This is a genomic window from Blastomonas sp. SL216, assembly GCA_026625625.1.
Lineage (GTDB): Bacteria > Pseudomonadota > Alphaproteobacteria > Sphingomonadales > Sphingomonadaceae > Blastomonas.
In genome coordinates this window covers 2,232,859-2,251,232 of the sequence record CP113055.1, presented here as the reverse complement: position 1 = coordinate 2,251,232, position 18,374 = coordinate 2,232,859, and the positions used below count along the sequence as shown (strand labels likewise).

Annotated in this window: 19 protein-coding genes; 9 read left to right on the top strand and 10 right to left on the bottom strand. The window is 65.8% G+C overall.

Features of this window, described 5'->3' with window-relative positions:
- Positions 1–7: 7 nt before the first annotated feature.
- Positions 8–679 carry an HAD family hydrolase gene (locus tag OU999_10625; GenBank protein WAC22216.1) on the bottom strand — a complete coding sequence of 224 codons (672 nt, stop codon included), beginning with the start codon at positions 677–679 and terminating at the stop codon, positions 8–10.
- Positions 680–695: 16 nt separating this feature from the next.
- Positions 696–986 carry a DUF3572 family protein gene (locus OU999_10620; protein ID WAC22215.1) on the bottom strand — a complete coding sequence of 97 codons (291 nt, stop codon included), beginning with the start codon at positions 984–986 and terminating at the stop codon, positions 696–698.
- 72 nt (positions 987–1,058) lie between these two features.
- On the opposite strand from OU999_10620, the gene OU999_10615 reads away from it, so the two are divergent.
- Positions 1,059–1,421, top strand: coding sequence for a response regulator (locus tag OU999_10615; GenBank protein ID WAC22214.1), 363 nt, complete (start codon positions 1,059–1,061; stop codon positions 1,419–1,421).
- A gap of 25 nt (positions 1,422–1,446) precedes the next feature.
- Here OU999_10615 and OU999_10610 read toward each other — a convergent pair whose 3' ends face one another.
- On the bottom strand, positions 1,447–2,694 hold the full coding sequence (locus tag OU999_10610) for an acetyl-CoA C-acetyltransferase (protein WAC22213.1): 1,248 nt from the start codon (positions 2,692–2,694) through the stop codon (positions 1,447–1,449).
- Positions 2,695–2,758: 64 nt separating this feature from the next.
- A complete protein-coding gene (locus OU999_10605) occupies positions 2,759–4,621 on the bottom strand; it encodes an ABC-F family ATP-binding cassette domain-containing protein (protein ID WAC22212.1) in 1,863 nt (620 codons plus the stop codon).
- 261 nt (positions 4,622–4,882) lie between these two features.
- On the opposite strand from OU999_10605, the gene OU999_10600 reads away from it, so the two are divergent.
- The 6 genes from OU999_10600 (at position 4,883) to OU999_10575 (ending at position 9,966) form a co-directional block, all read left to right on the top strand.
- The gene (locus tag OU999_10600) at positions 4,883–5,524 is read left to right on the top strand and encodes an EF-hand domain-containing protein (GenBank protein ID WAC22211.1); all 642 of its coding nucleotides are present in this window, start codon (positions 4,883–4,885) and stop codon (positions 5,522–5,524) included.
- A gap of 113 nt (positions 5,525–5,637) precedes the next feature.
- Entirely contained in the window at positions 5,638–6,372 is a 735-nt protein-coding gene (locus OU999_10595) for a response regulator (protein ID WAC22210.1), read from the top strand.
- Positions 6,369–7,775 carry a HAMP domain-containing sensor histidine kinase gene (locus OU999_10590; GenBank protein ID WAC22209.1) on the top strand — a complete coding sequence of 469 codons (1,407 nt, stop codon included), beginning with the start codon at positions 6,369–6,371 and terminating at the stop codon, positions 7,773–7,775. The genes OU999_10595 and OU999_10590 overlap by 4 nt, the downstream gene beginning before the upstream one ends.
- Positions 7,776–7,880: 105 nt before the next feature.
- Entirely contained in the window at positions 7,881–8,894 is a 1,014-nt protein-coding gene (hemB, locus tag OU999_10585; GenBank protein ID WAC22208.1) for a porphobilinogen synthase, read from the top strand.
- Positions 8,895–8,898: 4 nt separating this feature from the next.
- Positions 8,899–9,450: a gamma carbonic anhydrase family protein gene (locus tag OU999_10580; protein WAC22207.1), complete on the top strand. Its 552-nt coding sequence runs from the start codon at positions 8,899–8,901 to the stop codon at positions 9,448–9,450.
- 9 nt (positions 9,451–9,459) lie between these two features.
- Positions 9,460–9,966, top strand: a complete 507-nt coding sequence (locus tag OU999_10575; GenBank protein WAC22206.1) for a PAS domain-containing protein — start codon at positions 9,460–9,462, stop codon at positions 9,964–9,966.
- A 9-nt stretch (positions 9,967–9,975) separates the two neighbouring features.
- Here OU999_10575 and OU999_10570 read toward each other — a convergent pair whose 3' ends face one another.
- Positions 9,976–10,233 carry a hypothetical protein gene (locus tag OU999_10570; GenBank protein WAC22205.1) on the bottom strand — a complete coding sequence of 86 codons (258 nt, stop codon included), beginning with the start codon at positions 10,231–10,233 and terminating at the stop codon, positions 9,976–9,978.
- Positions 10,234–10,389: 156 nt separating this feature from the next.
- Between OU999_10570 and OU999_10565 the strand changes: the two genes are divergently transcribed.
- Both OU999_10565 and OU999_10560 read left to right on the top strand, forming a co-directional pair.
- Complete coding sequence (locus OU999_10565; GenBank protein ID WAC22204.1) at positions 10,390–10,752, top strand: DMT family protein; 363 nt, start codon at positions 10,390–10,392, stop codon at positions 10,750–10,752.
- 55 nt (positions 10,753–10,807) lie between these two features.
- Complete coding sequence (locus OU999_10560; protein WAC22203.1) at positions 10,808–11,335, top strand: thermonuclease family protein; 528 nt, start codon at positions 10,808–10,810, stop codon at positions 11,333–11,335.
- Positions 11,336–11,338: 3 nt separating this feature from the next.
- Here OU999_10560 and OU999_10555 read toward each other — a convergent pair whose 3' ends face one another.
- From OU999_10555 to OU999_10535, 5 genes are all read right to left on the bottom strand, one after another.
- Positions 11,339–12,331 carry a retroviral-like aspartic protease family protein gene (locus OU999_10555; protein ID WAC22202.1) on the bottom strand — a complete coding sequence of 331 codons (993 nt, stop codon included), beginning with the start codon at positions 12,329–12,331 and terminating at the stop codon, positions 11,339–11,341.
- 82 nt (positions 12,332–12,413) lie between these two features.
- Positions 12,414–14,822 carry a ligase-associated DNA damage response DEXH box helicase gene (locus tag OU999_10550; protein ID WAC22201.1) on the bottom strand — a complete coding sequence of 803 codons (2,409 nt, stop codon included), beginning with the start codon at positions 14,820–14,822 and terminating at the stop codon, positions 12,414–12,416.
- 48 nt (positions 14,823–14,870) lie between these two features.
- A complete protein-coding gene (locus tag OU999_10545; GenBank protein WAC22200.1) occupies positions 14,871–15,551 on the bottom strand; it encodes an NnrU family protein in 681 nt (226 codons plus the stop codon).
- Between the two features lie 60 nt (positions 15,552–15,611).
- Complete coding sequence (locus OU999_10540; GenBank protein ID WAC22199.1) at positions 15,612–16,922, bottom strand: amidohydrolase family protein; 1,311 nt, start codon at positions 16,920–16,922, stop codon at positions 15,612–15,614.
- Entirely contained in the window at positions 16,919–18,340 is a 1,422-nt protein-coding gene (locus OU999_10535) for an amidohydrolase (GenBank protein ID WAC22198.1), read from the bottom strand. The genes OU999_10540 and OU999_10535 overlap by 4 nt, the downstream gene beginning before the upstream one ends.
- Between the last annotated feature and the right edge of the window lie 34 nt (positions 18,341–18,374).

Sequence of the window (18,374 nt, the reverse complement as noted above, 5' to 3'; positions counted from 1 at the left end):
TTACGGTTCAGGCGGCCGCCTGGATGCCGGGCGCGGGCGCTCCGACCGCGAAACGTTCGAGAACCCAGGCCAGCGCCTCGTCCCAGCGGTCGATGCGTGCATGGGCATGGCCGGCATTGGCGGCGCAGGCGATATGCGGGGCCAGGCCTTCCTCTCCGACCATGTGCAGCCGCCAGACGTGCGGCGCATGCTCGGCGGCGGACTCATGGTGCTGGGGCAGGTCGTCGACAAAGATCGCGACACTGGGATTATGCTCTTCCACGATCTTGCGCAGCGGTTCGCCCTTGGGCCCCTGGTTGCACACGACGCGATGATGGAGCCCGAACCGCGCCAGCTGTTCGCTGCGCGCCTGCTGGCGGTCGTCCATCAAATTGGTCAGCACGACGATGTCGGCATGCTCGCCAATCGCCTTCAATGCCTCGACCGCGCCGGTGATCGGCGTCTGGCGGTGCATCTCGGTATCGAAAAACGCGCCGAGCAAAGGCCAGATATCGCCGGGCTTCACTGCCTCGCGCGTCTTGCGGTCGATCAGCGCCTTGGCGAAATCACCACCGGAAAAGTCGAACTCGATATCATGCTCTTCGTCCAGCCACGCCTTGAACGGTGCGACCATGTACAGCAGCACCTCGTCACAATCGGTGACCAGCAGCGGACGGTTGGGGGTGGCATTTGCGGTCATCAAATCTCCATTCGGTTCAGGTCCGGCGTTCCAGCTCGATCCGGGCGTTGACCAGCTGCGCCGGGCTTGCGCCGATGGCATCGGCCGCCGCCACCAGATCGGCCTCATAGCCTTCCAGATAGCGGATGAATTCTGCCAGGATGCGGGGATTGGTTGCCCCCTGGCGCAGATCGTCCGCCGTCATGCCGGTCAGCGCGAGCAGCCGCGAGGCCCGATCCCCATCGCTCAGCAGCCATCCCAGCGCCAGCAACGCCAGCGTCACCGCGTCGCCCGATTCCTCTTCATCTGCCCTGATTGTGTCGCCCACGGCTTTCGCCTACATCCCCAGTTGAAAGCAACCGCCGGATGCAAAGATCCGGCAAATTGGATAAGCGGTTCAGTGGCAAAAAGAGTGCTGGTTGTCGAGGATAACGACCTCAATCGCAAACTTTTCTGCGATCTCCTCACCGCGCATGGCTTTGCGGTCGAGGGGCTGGCCGATGGTCGCGAGGTGATGGAGCGCGCGCGCCAGTTCGTGCCCGGGCTGATCATCATGGATATCCAGCTGCCGCATGTCAGCGGGCTGGAGCTGATTGAGACGATCAAGGCCGATCGCGACCTGCGCCTGATCCCGATCATGGCGGTCACCGCATATGCCGGCAAGGGGGACGAGGACAGGATTCGCGCCGCCGGAGCAGAGGGCTATGTCTCGAAGCCCGTCTCGATCGGCCCGTTCATGGCGGCGGTGAACGCGCTCGTCTGAGCCGCGCCCACCGCCTGCCTTTTCATCAGATGCGTTCGATGATGATCGCAGGCGCCATGCCGCCCGCCGCGCACATGGTGACCAGGCCATAACGGCCGCCCGAACGCTCCAGTTCGTCAAGCGCGGTGCCGATCAGCATCGATCCGGTCGCACCGATCGGGTGGCCCAGCGCCATCGCGCCGCCGTTGATGTTCACCTTCTCGCGGTCGAGATCGAGATCACGGATGAACTTCTCGGCGACGACGGCGAAGGCCTCGTTGATTTCCCAGACGTCGATATCGTCCTTGGTGAGACCAGCGCGCTCCAGCGCCTTTTTCGCGGCGGGGACGGGCGCGTTGAGCATCAGCGTCGGGTCATCGCCCATGTTGACATAGGTGACGATGCGCGCGCGGGGCTTGAGGCCATGCTTGTCGGCATACTCCTTCGACGTCAGCAGCACGGCGGCGGCGCCGTCGACCACGCCCGAGCTGTTGCCAGCATGGTGCATGTGCTCGATCTGCAGATCGGGATAGCGGCGGTTGATCTGCTTGCGGAAGGTCGTGCCGCCGATCTCGAAATCGGCCATGCCGGCAAAGGCGGGCTTCAGCGCCGCCAGGCTCTCTGCGGTGGTATCGGGACGGGGGAATTCTTCCTTGTCGAGCGCCACGCTGCCATCGGGATTGTGCACCGGCACCACCGATTTGTCGAAACGGCCCTCGGCAATGGCGCGGGCCGCGCGCTGCTGGCTGACGAGTGCGAGTGCATCGAGCGCTTCACGCGAAATGCCTTCCATCGAGGCGATGGCATCGCCGCACACGCCCTGGTGCGACTGGGGGTGCAGTTCGTCGAGCGCGGGGTTGTGCGATCCCATCAGCGGCGGGGGCATGCCGGCATTGGCCTCGGCAGCCGCGACGACCTGGGTATAGCTCATCATCTCGGTACCACCGGCGATGACGCAATCTTCCATGCCCGACATGATCGCCGCCGTGGCGAGGTTGACCGAGGTGATGCCGCCGCCGCAGAAACGGTCCAGCGTCATGCCGCTCGCCTTGGTGTCATAGCCCGCGGCCAGCGCCGCCATGCGGCCCAGATCGCCGCCCTGCTTGCCCTTTTGCGTCGAGGTCGACCAGATCACGTCGTCGACCGTGGCGGTGTCGAGCGCGTTGCGCTCCTTGATCGCCTTGAGCACGGTCGCGGCCAGATCCTGCGGGTGCAGGTGCGACAGCGCGCCCTTGCCGGGCTTGCCGACCCCGCGCGGGGTGCGGACGGCATCGATGATATAGGCTTCGGCCATGTCAGATTTCCTCTCGGGCTTGTTTAATCGTTCAGTTAAACCAGCGCGAAGGGGGCCGCAAGCCTCAATCCAGTGCCTCGAGCAATTCGTTGTTCTCCAGCCAGGCCGCCTCGACCTCGGCCAGTTCCTCGGCCACCTTGGCACGGCGGCGGGAGAGTTCGCTCATGGTCAGCTTGGCAAGCTCGCCGCTGGCCGTGGACGGATCGAACATCGCGCGGTCGAACTCGCTGCACCGGGCCTGCAGCGTGGCGATGGTCTTTTCCGCCGCGCTCACCTTGGCGCGGATCTGCCGCACCTGCTCGCGGCGCTCGGCCTCGGCCTTCTTGTCCTTCTTCGCCTTGGGCTTGCCCTCACCCTTGGGCTGGTTCACGCCCAGGATGAAGTCGATATAATCATCCATGCTGCCCTGATATTCGGTGGCGGTGCCGCTATCGACCAGCACCAGCCGGTCGGCGGTCAGCTCCACCATATGGCGGTCATGGCTGATCAGCAGCACCGCGCCCGAATATTCGTTGAGCGCTTGCACCAGCGCCTCGCGCGCATCGACATCAAGGTGGTTGGTCGGCTCATCGAGGATCAGCAGATGCGGCGCATCGCGGGTGATCAGCGCCAGCGCCAGCCGCGCGCGCTCGCCGCCGGACAGGGTGCCGACCTGCGATATGGCTCGGTTGCCGGAAAAGCCGAACCGGCCCAGCTGCGCGCGCACCGCGGCCGGGGTCTTGCCCTGCATCGCGCGGGTCATCTGCTCCAGCGGGGTGCTGTCGGCCTCCAGCTCTTCGACCTGATACTGGGTGAAATAGCCGACCTGCATCTTGCCGGCGGTGTTCATTTCGCCTTCCATCGGCGGCAGCTGTGCGGCGAGCAGCCGGGCGAGCGTGGTCTTGCCGTTGCCGTTTCGCCCCAGCAGCGCCACGCGGTCGTCGGGATCGATGCGCAGGTTCAGCCGCTGCAAGATGGGCTTGGCCTCGCCATAGCCGACCGCTGCCAGGTCGAGCGTGATCAGCGGCGGCCGCAATTCCGACGGGCTGGGAAAATCGAAGGTCAGGCTGGGATCGTCGATCAGCGCGGTGATCGGCTGCATCTTGGCCAGCATCTTGGCGCGCGACTGGGCCTGTTTGGCGGTCGAGGCGCGCGCGCTGTTGCGGGCTATATAGTCCTGCAGCTTGGCACGCTGGGCATCTTGCGAGGCCTTGGCGGCGGCGAGCTGCGCGGCGCGTTCGGCGCGCTGCCGCTCGAAACTGTCATAGCCGCCCGGATAGAGCGTCACCTTGCCGCCCTGCAGGTGCAGGATATGGTCGACGACATTGTTGAGCAGGTCGCGTTCATGGCTGATGACGATCAGCGTCGCCGGATAGGCCTTGAGGAAATTCTCCAGCCAGACGGTCGCTTCAAGATCGAGATGGTTCGACGGTTCGTCGAGCAGCAGGATATCGGGCTGCGAGAACAGCAGCGCGCCCAGCGCGACGCGCATTTTCCAGCCGCCGGAAAAGCTGTCGAGCGGGCGGTTCTGCATCTCTTCGTCAAAGCCGAGCCCGGTGAGGATGATCGCCGCGCGCGAGGGCGCGCTATAGGCGTCGATCGCCAGCAGCCGTTCGTGCACGTCGCCCAACCGGTCGGGATCGGTGCAGGTTTCCGCCTCTTCCAGCAGCGCAGTGCGTTCGATATCGGCGGCGAGCACGGTATCGAGCGGGGTGACATCGCCGTGCGGCGCTTCCTGCGCGACATAGCCCAGGCGCGCCAGGCGCGGCATGTCGATCTCGCCGTCATCGGGCTCCAGCTCGCCGATCATGACCTTCATCAGCGTCGATTTGCCCGCGCCGTTGCGCCCGATCAGGCCGACACGGCTGCCGGGCGGGATCGCCGCCGTTGCGCCGTCCAGGATGGTGCGGCCGCCCAGGCGCACGGTGATGTTGTTCATAGAAAGCATGGGAGGAGCGCCTATCAGCAGACGCGGCGTTCGCCAAGCCGTGGCTTGCTGCGATGCAGCGAAAGCCTTGCCCCAGAGTGAACGGGCCGCCCGATCCGATACAGTTTGCGACACTTTTGCTGCGGCCCCGGCATAATCATGCGACAATGCCGGGCTAGAAAGACGGTCATGGAAGCCGCCTCGGCCCCTTTCTCGCCCCCCTGCTAGCCGGGGCCGGGGCGGCTTCCGACCCCCGAGACGAATTTGAAGGACCTGTTCCCCATGAAAAAGACCCTTATCGCCGGAGCCGCGTTGGCCGCGATGCTCACCGGCAGCATCGCGATCGCGCAGCCCGCACCCGGCAAGATGCGCGGCCCGGATGCCAATCAGGACGGCGTCGTCACCCAGGATGAAGTGCGGGCCCAGGCGCGCAAGATGTTCGACCGCATCGATTTCAACAAGGACGGCAAGATCGACAAGGCCGATCGCGACGCCCGCATGGCCGAACGCTTCAAGAAGATGGACACCGACGGCAGCGGCGAGCTGAGCCTCGCCGAGATGACCGCCGCGCGCGAGGCCGGCCAGGCCAAGCGCATGGAGCGCATGGCGATGCGCGGCGAACGTGGCGGCGAGCGTGGTCCGGGTGAACCCGGTGCCCATATGGGCGGCGGGCGCGGCGGTCACAAGATGGGCATGCGCGGCGGCCATGGCGGCATGGGTCGCGGCATGCACGGTGACATGATGCGGCTCGATGCGAACAAGGACCAGGCCATCACGCTCGCCGAGTTCGAGGCGGGCGCATTGGAGCGCTTCGGCCGCAACGACACCAACAAGGATGGCAAGATCACCCAGGAAGAGCGCAAGGCCGCACGCGAGGCGATGAAGCAGCGCTGGCAGCAGCGCCGCACCGCGCCGCAGGGCTGATCCGCGCCTTTCGCGAACTTCCGGCTCCGGGTGCAGACTCCTCCAAGATCAGGGGGGCAAGCGTCCGGAGCCGGTTGCCTTTCAACCCTGCACCCGGCACATGCTGACCTACGATGACCGAGCCCGCGCACATCCTGCTGATCGATGACGAGCCAAGTCTGCGCGAGCCGCTGGCCGAATATCTCGTCGGCCAGGGCTTTGCCGTGACCGAGGCGGGCGATGCGGCGAGGGCGCGCACGCTGATGCGCGACCAGCGCTTCTCGATCCTGCTGCTCGACATCATGATGCCCGGCGAGGATGGTCTCAGCCTCTGCCGCCATGTCGCGGCGCAATCCGAAATTCCGGTCATTCTGCTCACCGCCAAGGGAGAGGCGATGGACCGCATCATCGGGCTGGAAATCGGCGCCGATGACTATGTCGTCAAACCCTTTGACCCGCGCGAGCTGGTCGCCCGCATCAAGACGGTGCTGCGCCGCACCGCGCGAGTGCCGCAACCGGCGGAAGACGAGGTGCAGGGCTTCGAGTTCGATGGCTGGCGGCTCGATACCGTCAAGCGCCGCCTGACCGATCCCGATGGTGCGCTCGTCCCCATATCCACCGCCGAGTTCAAGCTGTTGCAGGTGTTCTGCGAACATGCCGGGCATGTGCTCAACCGCGACCAGCTGCTCGATCTGGCGCATGGCCGCGAGGCGCATCTGTTCGACCGCGCGATCGACAACCAGATCAGCCGCTTGCGCAAGAAGGTGGAGGCGGACAATCGGTCCCCACGCCTGATCAAGACCGTCTGGGGCGGCGGCTACACGCTGGCCGCACGCGTGCGGCGGCTCGCCAGCCCGGACGCGGCATGAGCGCGCTCAAGCGGCTCTGGCCGTCGAGCCTTGCAGGGCGCTTGCTGCTGACGATCGCGCTCGCGCTGCTGGTCGGCCAGCTGCTCAACGCGGTGATGCTGGTGCGCGGGCAGCGCGAGGCATCGATGGACCGCGTCGCGGCCGAAGCCTCGGTCCGCCTGATTGCGGCGACCGACCGGCTGCAGCAGGGCCGCCCGCTGCGCGAGCGCTTTCTGGGACGGTTCGGGCGCGCACCTGGCCTGAGGTTCCGGCGCACCGACCTGACCCCCGCCTTGCCGATCCAGCCCGGCATGCGCCCGCTGCCCGGGCTCGTCTCGCGGCTGGGGGCCATCCTGCCAAGCTATGGCGTGCGCTACAGCCGGATCGAGGCAGCGACCATGGCTGCGCCGCCGCGCTCGCGCCGTGTCGACCGGTTGGCAGCGGAAATCGGCGGGCGCAGCAACGACCGCGTCCGCATGCTCGCGGTGATCGCGATCCAGCGCGACGATGGCCAGTGGCTCAGCGTCAGGGTTCCGGTGCCCGAGGCGTCGAACCGCATCATCGCCTCGATCATCGTGCAGACGGTGGTGCTGTACATCGTCATGCTGGTGCCGCTGATATGGCTGACCCGGCGAATCGCCCGATCGATGGGCACGCTGCGCGAAGGCGTGGCGCATTTCGAGCAGACGCAGGAAGCGCGGCCGATCGAGCCGAGCGGCCCCAGCGATCTGGCCGACCTCACCCGATCGTTCAACGCGATGAGCGCGCGGATTGCCGCGATGCTGAACGAGAAGGACGTGATGCTGGGCGCGATCGGGCATGACCTGAAGACGCCGCTCGCCGCGCTGCGCGTGCGGGTCGAATCGGTGCCCGATGACCGCCAGCGCGAACGCATGGTCGCCAGCATCGACGACATCACCCGCACGCTCGACGATATCCTGACCCTGGCGCGCATAGGCCGCACCGGCGAAGCGCGCGAACCGGTCAATCTGGGTGCGCTGGTCGACATGATCGCGGACGAATATCGCGACCTCGGCCATGATGTCGCCCTGGCCGAAACACCGCGCATTGTCGTGCCGCTGCAGCTCACCTGGATCCGCCGCGCGTTGCGCAACGTCATCGGCAATGCGGTGCGCTATGGCGCGCGCGCGCGGGTGAGCATCGCTCAGGGCGTGGGGCAGGTTGTGATCACCATTGATGATGACGGCCCCGGCATTCCGGATGATCAGATCGAACGGATGTTCGAGCCGTTCACCCGGCTGGAGGCCTCGCGCAATATGGCCACCGGCGGCACGGGCCTGGGCCTCACGCTCGCCCGCGCAATCATGCAGCAGCATGGCGGCGCGCTGCGGCTGGAGAACAGGCGCGCGTCAGGCGGCGCCGTCGAAGGGCTGCGCGCGGTGCTGACGCTGCCGATGGGGTGAGCGATTGATCCTCTCTCCCCTCCCCTTGGGGAGGGGAGAGCAGTGTCGCATTTGCCACATCCAACACCGCTTCCCCTGCGCCAGTCCACTCGCTAAGACTGGCGCATGAGCTTTACACCTGTCGCCTCCGCCTATCCCGCCACCCGTTTGCGGCGTGCCCGTGCCACCGGCTGGAGCCGCGACATGGTGCGCGAAACCAGCCTATCGCCTGCCAACCTGATCTGGCCGCTGTTCGTGACCGAGGGGCAGGGTGCGGAGGAACCGATCGGATCGCTGCCCGGCGTGTCGCGCTGGTCGGTCGACGGAATCGTCGAGCGCGCGCGTGAGGCGGTCGATCTCGGCATCCCGTGCCTCGCCCTGTTCCCCAACACACAGGCCGACCGGCGCAGCGAGGATGGCAAGGAAGCGCTCAACCCCGACAATCTGATGTGCCGGGCGATCCGCGCGATCAAGGACGCATTGGGCGACCGCATCGGCGTGCTGACCGATGTCGCGCTGGACCCCTATACCGCGCACGGCCAGGACGGGCTGGTCGATGGCGAGGGCTATGTGCTCAACGATGCCACGGTCGAGGTGCTCGTCGGCCAGTCGCTGAACCAGGCAAGGGCAGGGGCAGACATCATCGCGCCGTCGGACATGATGGATGGCCGCATCGGTGCGATCCGCGCGGCGCTGGAGGCCGACGGCCATCACAACATCCAGATCATGAGCTATGCCGCCAAATATGCCAGCGCCTTTTACGGCCCGTTCCGCGATGCGGTGGGCTCGTCCGGGCTGCTCAAGGGCAACAAGAAGGGCTATCAGATGGACCCCGCCAACAGCGACGAGGCGCTGCGCGAGGTGGCACTGGACATTGCCGAGGGCGCCGACAGCGTGATGGTCAAGCCCGGCATGCCCTATCTCGACATCGTCTCGCGAGTGAAGCAGGCCTTTGGCGTGCCGGTCTATGCCTATATGGTGTCGGGCGAATATGCGATGATCGAGGCGATGGCAGCCGCAGGCGCAGGCGACCGCGATGCGGTGGTGCTGGAAAGCCTGCTCGCCTTCCGCCGCGCCGGGTGCAGCGGGGTGCTGACCTATCATGCGGCGCATGCCGCGCGCCTGCTGGCCAGGGGTTGAGGCCATGAACGACGTTTCGATCATCAGCCTGCACGGCAAGACGCCGCGCATCCATGACAGCGCCTTTATCGCGCCCGGCTGCCGCATCATCGGCGATGTCGAGATCGGGCCCGATGCCAGCATCTGGTATAATTGCGTGATCCGTGCGGATGTGAACCGCATCGTCATCGGCGCGCGCACCAATGTGCAGGACGGCACCGTCATCCATTGCGACAGCCCGCGCCCCGGCGCACCCGAGGGCTTTCCCACCCTGATCGGCGAGGATGTACTGATCGGCCATATGGCGATGATCCACGGCTGCATTCTGGATGACCGCGCGTTCGTGGGGCTGGGGGCGATCGTCATGGACGGGTGCCGGATCGGCGGCGATGCGATGCTGGCGGCCGGCGCGATGCTGACGCCGGGCAAGTCGATGCCGTCAGGCCAGCTCTGGGGCGGGCGTCCGGCACAATATATGCGCGACCTGCCCGAGCCGGCGATTGCCGGCATGCGCATCGGCGTTGCGCATTATGTCGAGAATGCCAGGGCGCACAAGGCGGCGTGCGGCGAAAGCTGAAGACCTGCCATGAGCGTGACGTTGATCGAACACCTTCCGTGGATTTGTGCGCTGGTCGCGACGCTGGCGGCGCTCGAACTGCTGCGCCGTCTGCGGCTGGCCGATCGCGAGCGGCATGCGCTGAGCCTGGCCAACAATCGCATCGCCCTGTCGCTGGATCTGGCGCTGTCGGTCGGGCGTATCGGCAACTGGCAATATGAGCGGTCGGAAACCTCGCTGATCTGGTCGGACGAGGTCTATGTCATCCATCAGCGCGATCGCAGACGCGGCCAGCCTCCGCTGCAGGAAGCGATCGGCTATTATCACCCCGACGACCGGGTGAAGGTCAGCGATGCGGTGCAGCGTTCGCTCGACCATGGCGAGGATTTCGATTTCCACGCGCGCATCATCACCGATGCGGGCGAAACGCGCGAGGTGCTGGTGCGCGCGACCTGCCGCTATGGCCGCGACGGCACCACGGTCGGTGTGCTGGGCTTCATCATCGATCTGGGACCGGCGGGCCATGCCAAGGCCTGAGCAGCAGCGTCAGCGCCCGCGATAGTCGCGGGGTGGCACAAACCGTTCTCCGCGCGCCCGCGCCATCATCGCCTCGTCGGCAATTGCGGTCTTGCGCTCGACCGCGGCGATGCGCGTCGCCTTGCGCCTGGCAAAGCCGCCGCTTTCCTCGCCGATGGCCGCCGCGATCTTGCGGATTTCATCACCGCGCGTGCCGATGATCAGCGCCATGAAGACCGATGCGAGCGAGATCGACAGAAAGGAAATGAACAGATGGTCCGGTGACATACTGACCCCCAATTTTTGGTGTTTCACCACGATGTGGGTGTCTCTGGTTAAGCGTGGCCTGTCACCAAAGGTTAAGCAGGCGTTGACGACAGATTTATCTTATCTTTACCTCCCAACGACCTGCCGGGCCCCTGGTCCGCCCCCTGAAAGTCGCTCATGCCCAGCCAGATCGCCCCCACCTTGGTGCTGCTCGCCATCTCGAACATCTTCATGACCACCGCCTGGTACTGGCACCTGAAGGGCGGCCCCGCGGCTGCAGCGTCGCGCCCGGTCTTCTGGGTGATCATGACCAGCTGGGCCATCGCGCTGATCGAATATTGCTTTGCCGTGCCCGCCAACCGCATCGGGTTCATCCATGGCTGGACGCCGGGCCAGCTCAAGGTGGTGCAGGAGGCGCTGGCGCTGACCATCTTTGGCATCTTCATGGTCACGGTTCTGGGCGAGGCGCTGAACTGGCGGCATCTGGCCGCGTTCGCGTGCATCATGGCCGGGGTCGGCTTTCTGTTCATCGGCAAATGATGCGGCTCGTCGCACGGGTAAGCTTTGATTCACCTGTGCGGCACATTCTGGGCAGATGGCCCGGCCCTATCTCGCCCATTCCAGTCGCCGCGATGGCACACGGACCTTTGCGCTGGCGATCGTCCTCGCCGCGCTGGTCGGCTGGAACATGCCCGGCTGGATCGGGCCGGAATCGACAGTGCCGATGGGCCTGTCGGGCCCGATCCGGGTCGGGACCATAGCTGCCACCGCCACAAGCGCGACCTATTTCCCGATCTGCGGCCATGGGCAGCGCGTCACCTGCGTGGTCGATGGCGATACCTTCTGGCTGCAAGGGCAGAAGATCCGCGTCGCCGATATCGATACGCCCGAAATTGCGTCGCCGCGCTGCGATGCCGAGCTGCAACTGGGCCAGCGCGCCAAGCAGCGGATGCAGCAGCTGCTCAATGCAGGCCCGATAGCGCTGGAGCCCGCCGATCGCGCGACCGACCGCTATGGCCGCGCACTGTTCCGGGTCACCCGCAACGGGGAAAGCCTGGGCGGAACGCTGGTGGGTGAGGGGCTGGCCGTGTGGTACGGCAACGGCAAGCCTGATTGGTGCTGACCTTCAGATACGCGTGCGGCCGGGCTTGATCCGCACGCCTTCGGGCATGTCGAACAGCACCCTGCGCTGCTTGAAATCGATCATCATCCGGCTGAACAGCCTCAGCGTGCTCATGCCCAGCAGCAGCGCGGGGGTCTTGTCCAGGCCAAGCTCGCGAAACGCATCGGCATCGGCAAAGACGATCGGCACGTATTCGAACTGCGCACGGCCGATCCGGAAATCCTCTGCTAGCCCTGCATCGGCCATGATCGTCTGGCCAGTGACCGAGGTGAGGCTGGCCTGCTGGGCGCTCAGCCGGTGCGTTGCGCCCAGCCGCTTGAGCAGGGCCATGTTGCCGATATTCGACTGCGCACCGGTATCGATGACCACGCTGATCCGCTTGCCGCCCAGCGTCGCATCGGTGAAGATGAGCTGGCCCGATTTGCGGCGTGCGCTCACCACGATCTCGAAATCGCCGGTGCGTACGCGCTGAGCAACATCCTCGACGGTGATCGCATTTTCGATGAAGTCGAACAGGATGCGCTGGTCCTGCAGGCCATCCAGGCCCAGAATGCCGTCTGCGCCGATATGGTGCGCCTCCAGCATCGGCGCGATCAACTCGCCATAATTGCGGCGGCCCAGCGTCACTTCGGGCAGATACACGGTCTGCACCATCTTGCTGCCGGCGATGCTCACCAACCGCGCAATCTGCGCCATTTCGAGCGACAGGACAGAGGCTATGTCGGTCGACACCACGGTGCGTTCCGACCCGGTATCGATCATGAACGAAAACGGCCCGCGTCCGTCGATGCTGACCGGAACGGTCATGCGGCTGGCGCGGTCGCGGGCAAGATCGATCGTTTCGGCGTCCTCGCCCGGCGTGTCGGAGGCGGTGAGTTCGCCCACCACGGTATTGGCAAAGCCCGGCTCCGCGGCGGTGGTCTGCGCAAGGGCACCAGGCGTGGCTACCAGTGCCACCAGCAATGTCAACGCACCGGCAAGCGGGCGATACAGCATCGGTTTGATCCTCTCACCGCTCGGGATTCCCGTGCCCGGAGCGTGCATGAAAAATGTAACACAGCCGCCGGGCCACTGGCAATCAGTCCGCGCGCATCGCGGTGGCGGCCAGGCTCTCCGCCTCGGTCAGCAAGGCATCATCGGCCGAACCCTGCGCGACGCTTTCGCGCCCGATCATCACCAGCACCGGCACCGCCAGCGGGCTTACCCGTTCCAGCTCGACATGCAGCATCGTTCCCGCCGCGCGGTCGAGCAGATCGCCTAGCCGCCCCACATCGGTCATCCGCGCGCGGGCATCGGCCCAGGCTGCTTCCAGCAGCACATGCTCGGGCTCGTACTTGCGCAGCACGTCATAGATGAGGTCGGTCGAGAAGGTGACCTGTCGGCCCGACTTCTTCTTGCCCGGATGCTGCCGCTCGACCAGCCCGCTGATAATCGCCACCTCGCGAAACGCGCGCTTGAGCAGGTAGGAGCTTTCGACCCAATCGGTGAACTCGTTGGCCAATATGTCGGCGGAGAACAAGGCGGCGGGATCGGTGACGGGCTTCAGGCTCCACACCGCCAGCGCATAATCATTGGCGACAAAGCCCATCGGCTGCAGCCCGCGATCCTCCATCCGCCGGGTCAGCAGCATGCCCAGCGACTGGTGCGCGTTCCATCCCTCGAACGGATAGCAGACCATGTACTGCCGCCCATGGTGCGGGAAGGTCTCGACCAGCAGCTGATCGGGCTCGGGCATGGCAGAGCGCCAGTCCTGCATTTCCAGCCATTCGCGCACATCATCGGGAAAGCGTGCCCAGCCTGCGCGGTCGGTGAGGAATTCGCGCACGCGCGACGACAGATGCGTCGTCAGCGGCATGCGCGCGCCATTATAGCTGGGGATCTGCGTCGCCTTTGCCGAGGCCTTGACGATCAGGTCGAGGTCCTTGATCCGCTCGACCTCCAGCCCCATTCCCGCAAAGACAAAGGTGTCGCCGGGGGCAAGCTGCGCGGCGAAATCCTCTTCCACCCGGCCCAGCGAGCGGCCGTTCTTGAACCGCACGTCGAGCATCGGGGTATCGACGATGATACCGGCGTTGAGCCTATAGGCTTGCGCGAATTTGGGATGCGCCAGCCGCCAGGTGCCGTCGGGCAGCCGCACCAGCCGCTTGAACTTGTCATAGGCCCTCAGCGAATAGCCACCATTTTCGACAAAGCCGAGCACGCGCAAGAAGCCCTCGCGGTCGAGCGCGCTATAGGGCAATGCGGATTGCACCTCGGCGAGCAGTTCGTCCTCGTGAAAGGGCCCCGAGCACGCGAGGCCCAATATGTGCTGTGCCAGCACGTCGAGCCCGCCCGGGCGGAAGGTCTCACCGTCGCGCTGGCCCTCGTTCACCGCATCAAAGGCTGCCTGCGCCTCCAGATATTCGAAGCGATTGCCGGGGACCAGGATCGCGCGGCTGGGGCAATCGAGCCGGTGGTTTGCGCGGCCGATGCGCTGCAGCAGCCGCGACGAGCCCTTGGGCGCGCCCATCTGGATCACGCAGTCGACATTGCCCCAGTCGACGCCAAGGTCGAGGCTGGCCGTGGCGACCAGCGCGCGCAGTTCGCCCCGCGCCATCGCGCCTTCGACCTTGCGCCGCGCCTCGACCGAGAGCGAGCCGTGATGGATGCCGATCGGCAGGTGTTTCTCGTTGAGCTCCCACAGCTTCTGGAAGATGAATTCGGCGAGAAAGCGCGTGTTGCAGAACACCAGCGTCGTCTGGTTGCGCTCGATCTCTTCGAGCACCTGCGGCACGGCATAATGGCCGCTATGCCCGGCCCAGGGGACGCGGTCATCGGTGATCAGGATCGACAGGTCCGGGTCCGCGCCCGGCTCGCCCTCGACCAGCGCCACCGTCTCGATATCGCCATGCGGGGCGAGCCAGGCGCGATAGCTGTCCGCATCGGCCACGGTCGCGGACAAGGCCACGCGCCGCATCTGAGGGGCCAGCGCCTGCAGCCGGGAGAGCGACAGGCTGAGCAGGTCGCCGCGCTTGGAGGCGGCAAAGGCATGGACCTCGTCGATGATCACCGTCTTCAGGCTGGCGAACATCTCGGCGGCTTCGGGATAGGAGAGCAGCAGGCTCAAGGATTCGGGCGTGGTCAGCAGGATGTGCGGCGGGCGGGCGCGCTGGCGCGCCTTGCGATCAGAGGGCGTGTCGCCGCTGCGCGTCTCGATGCGGACCTTGAGGTCCATGTCCTGCACCGGGGTCAGCAGATTGCGCTGCACGTCATGCGCCAGCGCCTTGAGCGGCGAGATATACAGCGTGTGCAGCCCGTCCGGACCGTTTCCATCGGCAAAATCGCGCAAGCTGGGCAGGAAGCCGGCCAGTGTCTTGCCCGCGCCGGTCGAAGCGACGAGCAGCGCATGGCGGCCGCAATCGGCCTGTTCGAGCATGTCGAGCTGATGCCGCCGGGGTGACCAGCCGCGCTGCGCGAACCATTGGGTGATGATGTCGGGCAGCGCCATGGGTTGGGATATAGGGCGCCTGGCCAGTCGGCTAAAGGGGAGGGGCGATTACAGCCAGCGGAAGATGCCCGCCGCGCCTGCGCCCAGCGGCATATGCGCCCATTGCGCCGCCAGCCACAGCAGCACGCCACCGATCAGCGCCAGCCAGCCGGGAAAGGCGAGGCCGCGCCCGAATGGCAGAAAGCTGGTGCGCGATTGCCAGTGCAGCCAGGCATCGCCCATCAGCACGAACTTCTTGCCGTCCTGCAGTTTCGCCCCGACCAGCGCCAGCGTGATGATCGCGCCGCACAGGATGAAGCTGTCGACGCGCGGCGCGATAAGACTATGGGCGATGCCCCAGAGCGCAAAGCCCCACATCATCGGGTGGCGGGTGATGCGGAAAACGCCGCCCGGCTCCTTCACCGCGATCCGCTTGGCCGCAGCCTCGGGGACGGGCAGCGCAGGATTGCCGATCAGCGAGCCTGCAAACAGGATCAACGCAATCAGCATCAATACTGTGCTGACAGCCCAGAGCCCATCGCCCGCCACCCAGAATGGCGCGGTCACCGGGGCGCGCTTGAAGCCTTCGATCATCAGGAACAGCGTGGCGAAGGACACCAGCGAATAGACAATCTGAAAGCCCTTGTCCCCCAGCCGGGAAACCATGGGCGCGCGCAAGCTGTGCGACATCGCGAAATGGCTGCCGACAAAGCCGACCGCCCCCGCCAACAGCATCGCATAACCCTGCATCGCGGCTCTCCCCCTGCGCGCCGGGAGGCTCGCCGCAGCGAATCCTCCGTTCACCGCATCTTAGCGTTCATACGCCTTGGGCAAAGCCCCTTCCTGCGGGGTGCGATAGCGGTCGCGCAGCCGTGCCTGACGGTTGTCCAGCGGCTGCTGCACGCCGTCGATCATCACCGCCACCGGCGCTGACGACAGCTCGAGTGGGTCGCCATCCCAGATCACCACATCGCCCTGGCGGCCGGGCTTCAGGCTGCCGAGCATCGCATCCACGCCCATGGCCTGGGCCGGGCCCGACGAGATCGCGGCAAAGGCCTGGTCCCAGCTGAGCCCGCTGGCCCCCGGAACACGCTGAAGCGCGACCAGATTGCCCGCATATTGCGGCGAATAATGCAGGCGATGCGCGTCATTGTCGTTGATCATGCCGATCGAGACGGTGACCCCGACACGCTTCATCCGGCCGATATTCGACTGGGTTGCGGCGGTCTTTTCGAATTCCGATGGCAGGTCGTTGAGCGCCGAGGCGATGACGGGGACACCCGCCGCCGCGATCTGGTTCGCCACCAGCCAGCCTTCCGACACGCCGACCAGCACCAGCTTGAGCGCGGGGAATTCCTCGCGCAGCTTGAGCACGTTGAGGATATCGGCCGCGCGCTCGACATGCACCAGCAGGCGGATTTCGCCATTGACCACCGGCACCAGGGCGGCGGCATCCTGACGGTTGAGCAGCGCATCATGCGGATGCGCAGGCAGCCCGCGCTGGCCATTGGCGAGCGCGCGCGCCTCGATCAGCGCGTTGCGGAATTCCAGAAAGGCCGAGGCGCGGCTGCCACCGGCCTTGGATGATCCGGTCTCGCCCAGCTCGACGAACTGGAAGGCGCGGCCCTTGGTGACGGCGTTGTAATCATCGCCCAGATCGATCACCGCGCCCATGCCCGCGAAGATCGCAGCGGGAGCGGCCGGGGCCACTACCGCGCGGGTGATGCCGGCAGCGCGGTTGACGGCAATCGCGCTGACCTTGGGGTTGATCGCCGGAACGATATCGATCGCTGCGGAGAAATCGCCACGGCTCGCGCTCGAGTCATTGGTTTCGTTGACCGCCTCGACCTCGACCAGGCCCAGGCGGCTGAAGCCGGCAAACAGGCCCGGCGTCACCCAGCGGCCGCTGGCATCAACGACCTGCGCGCCTGCGGGCACGGCAACGCTAGCCCCGGCGGCGACGACCTTGCCATCGCGCAGCACTACGGTGCCGCCTTCAATCGGTGCGCTGCCATCGCCGATGACCAGCTTGCCGCCGGTGATCGCCACGGTCTGCGCGGTGGCGGGGGCAGCGAGCATGGCGGCTGCTGCCACGCCTGCGGAAAGAAACACCCTCATCATTTCGTGTCTCCCTCACCCGGCTGGCCCAGCTCGAAATCGCTCACCGGACGGCGTTTGGGATCGTTCGCATCATAGAGCAGCGCGCCATCGACCCAGACCTTTTCGGGCCGGGCATAGACGGACAGCGGATTGGCATTCCACAGCACCACATCGGCCATCTTGCCGGGCTTCAGGCTGCCCGTCTTGTCCGCGATGCCCATCGCCATGGCCGGGTTATAGGTCAGCCAGCGGATCGCGGTGGCGTCCGAAATGTTGAAGCCCATCCGGCGGCCATCGCCCAGTGCCTTGGCGGCTTCCTGGTTGAGCCGCTGGATCTGGTCCTGATCGTCCGAATGGATGATGGTGCAGGCGCCGGCGTTCTGGATGATCGCGGCATTTTCCGGAATGCCGTCATAGGATTCCATCTTGAAGCCCCACCAGTCGGCCCAGACGGCGGAACAGATGTTGTTCTCGCGCAGCAGGTCAGCGATCTTATAGCTCTCCACCGCGTGGTGGAAGGTCGACACTTTGTAGCCAAACTCCTTGGCCATATCGATGACGATGGCCATTTCATCCGCGCGATAGCAGTGGTTATGGATCTGGATCTTGCCTTCCAGCGCAGCCTTCAGCGTATCCATGCCGATATCGCGGGCAGGGGGCGTGCCGCCCTTTTTCTCGTACTCGTCCCAGCGCGCCTTGTATTCGGCCGCGCGCGCCCAGGTCTGGCGGTTGACGGCAAGGTTGCCCATGCGGCTGGCCGGCTTCTGGTTGCGGCTGCCATAGACGCGCTTGGGGTTCTCGCCGCACGCCATCTTGAGGCCATAAGGCGCGCCGGGGAATTTCATCGCCTGCATCGTGCGGGCAGGGACATTCTTCAGCGTGACCGAGCGTCCGCCGAACAGGTTGGCCGAGCCCGGCAGGACCTGCAGGCTGGTGACGCCGCCGTTTGCCAGCGCGCGGCTGAAGCCGGGGTCCTGCGGCCAGACGCTGTGTTCGGCCCAGACATCGGCGGTCACCGGGCTGGTCGCCTCGTTGCCGTCCGAATGCGCCGAGACGCCGGGCGAGGGATAGTCGCCCAGATGGCTGTGGATATCGATAATGCCGGGCGTGACGAACTTGCCGGTGCCGTCGAACACCGCAATATCGGCCGGGATCGGCGTGTCCGCCCCTCCCACTGCGGTGATCTTGCCGTCGGTGAAGAACACCACGCCATTGTCGATCTGGCCGCCTTCGCCATCGAAGATGGTGACGTTGCGGATCGCCGTCGCGACACCCGGATAGGCCTTGTAGGTGCTGGGATAGGGGTTTTCGTTGATGCTGACCTTCTCGGCCTTGGCCGTGCTGTCGCTGGCGGCTGCGGGCCGTTCCGTCGTCGCCGTGTTGGCGCATCCGACGACCGCAATGGCCGCCAGACAGACGCCGAGATACCCGTATCGCATGCTATTTCCCTGTCGCAGTTCGGAAGTGGTTTTC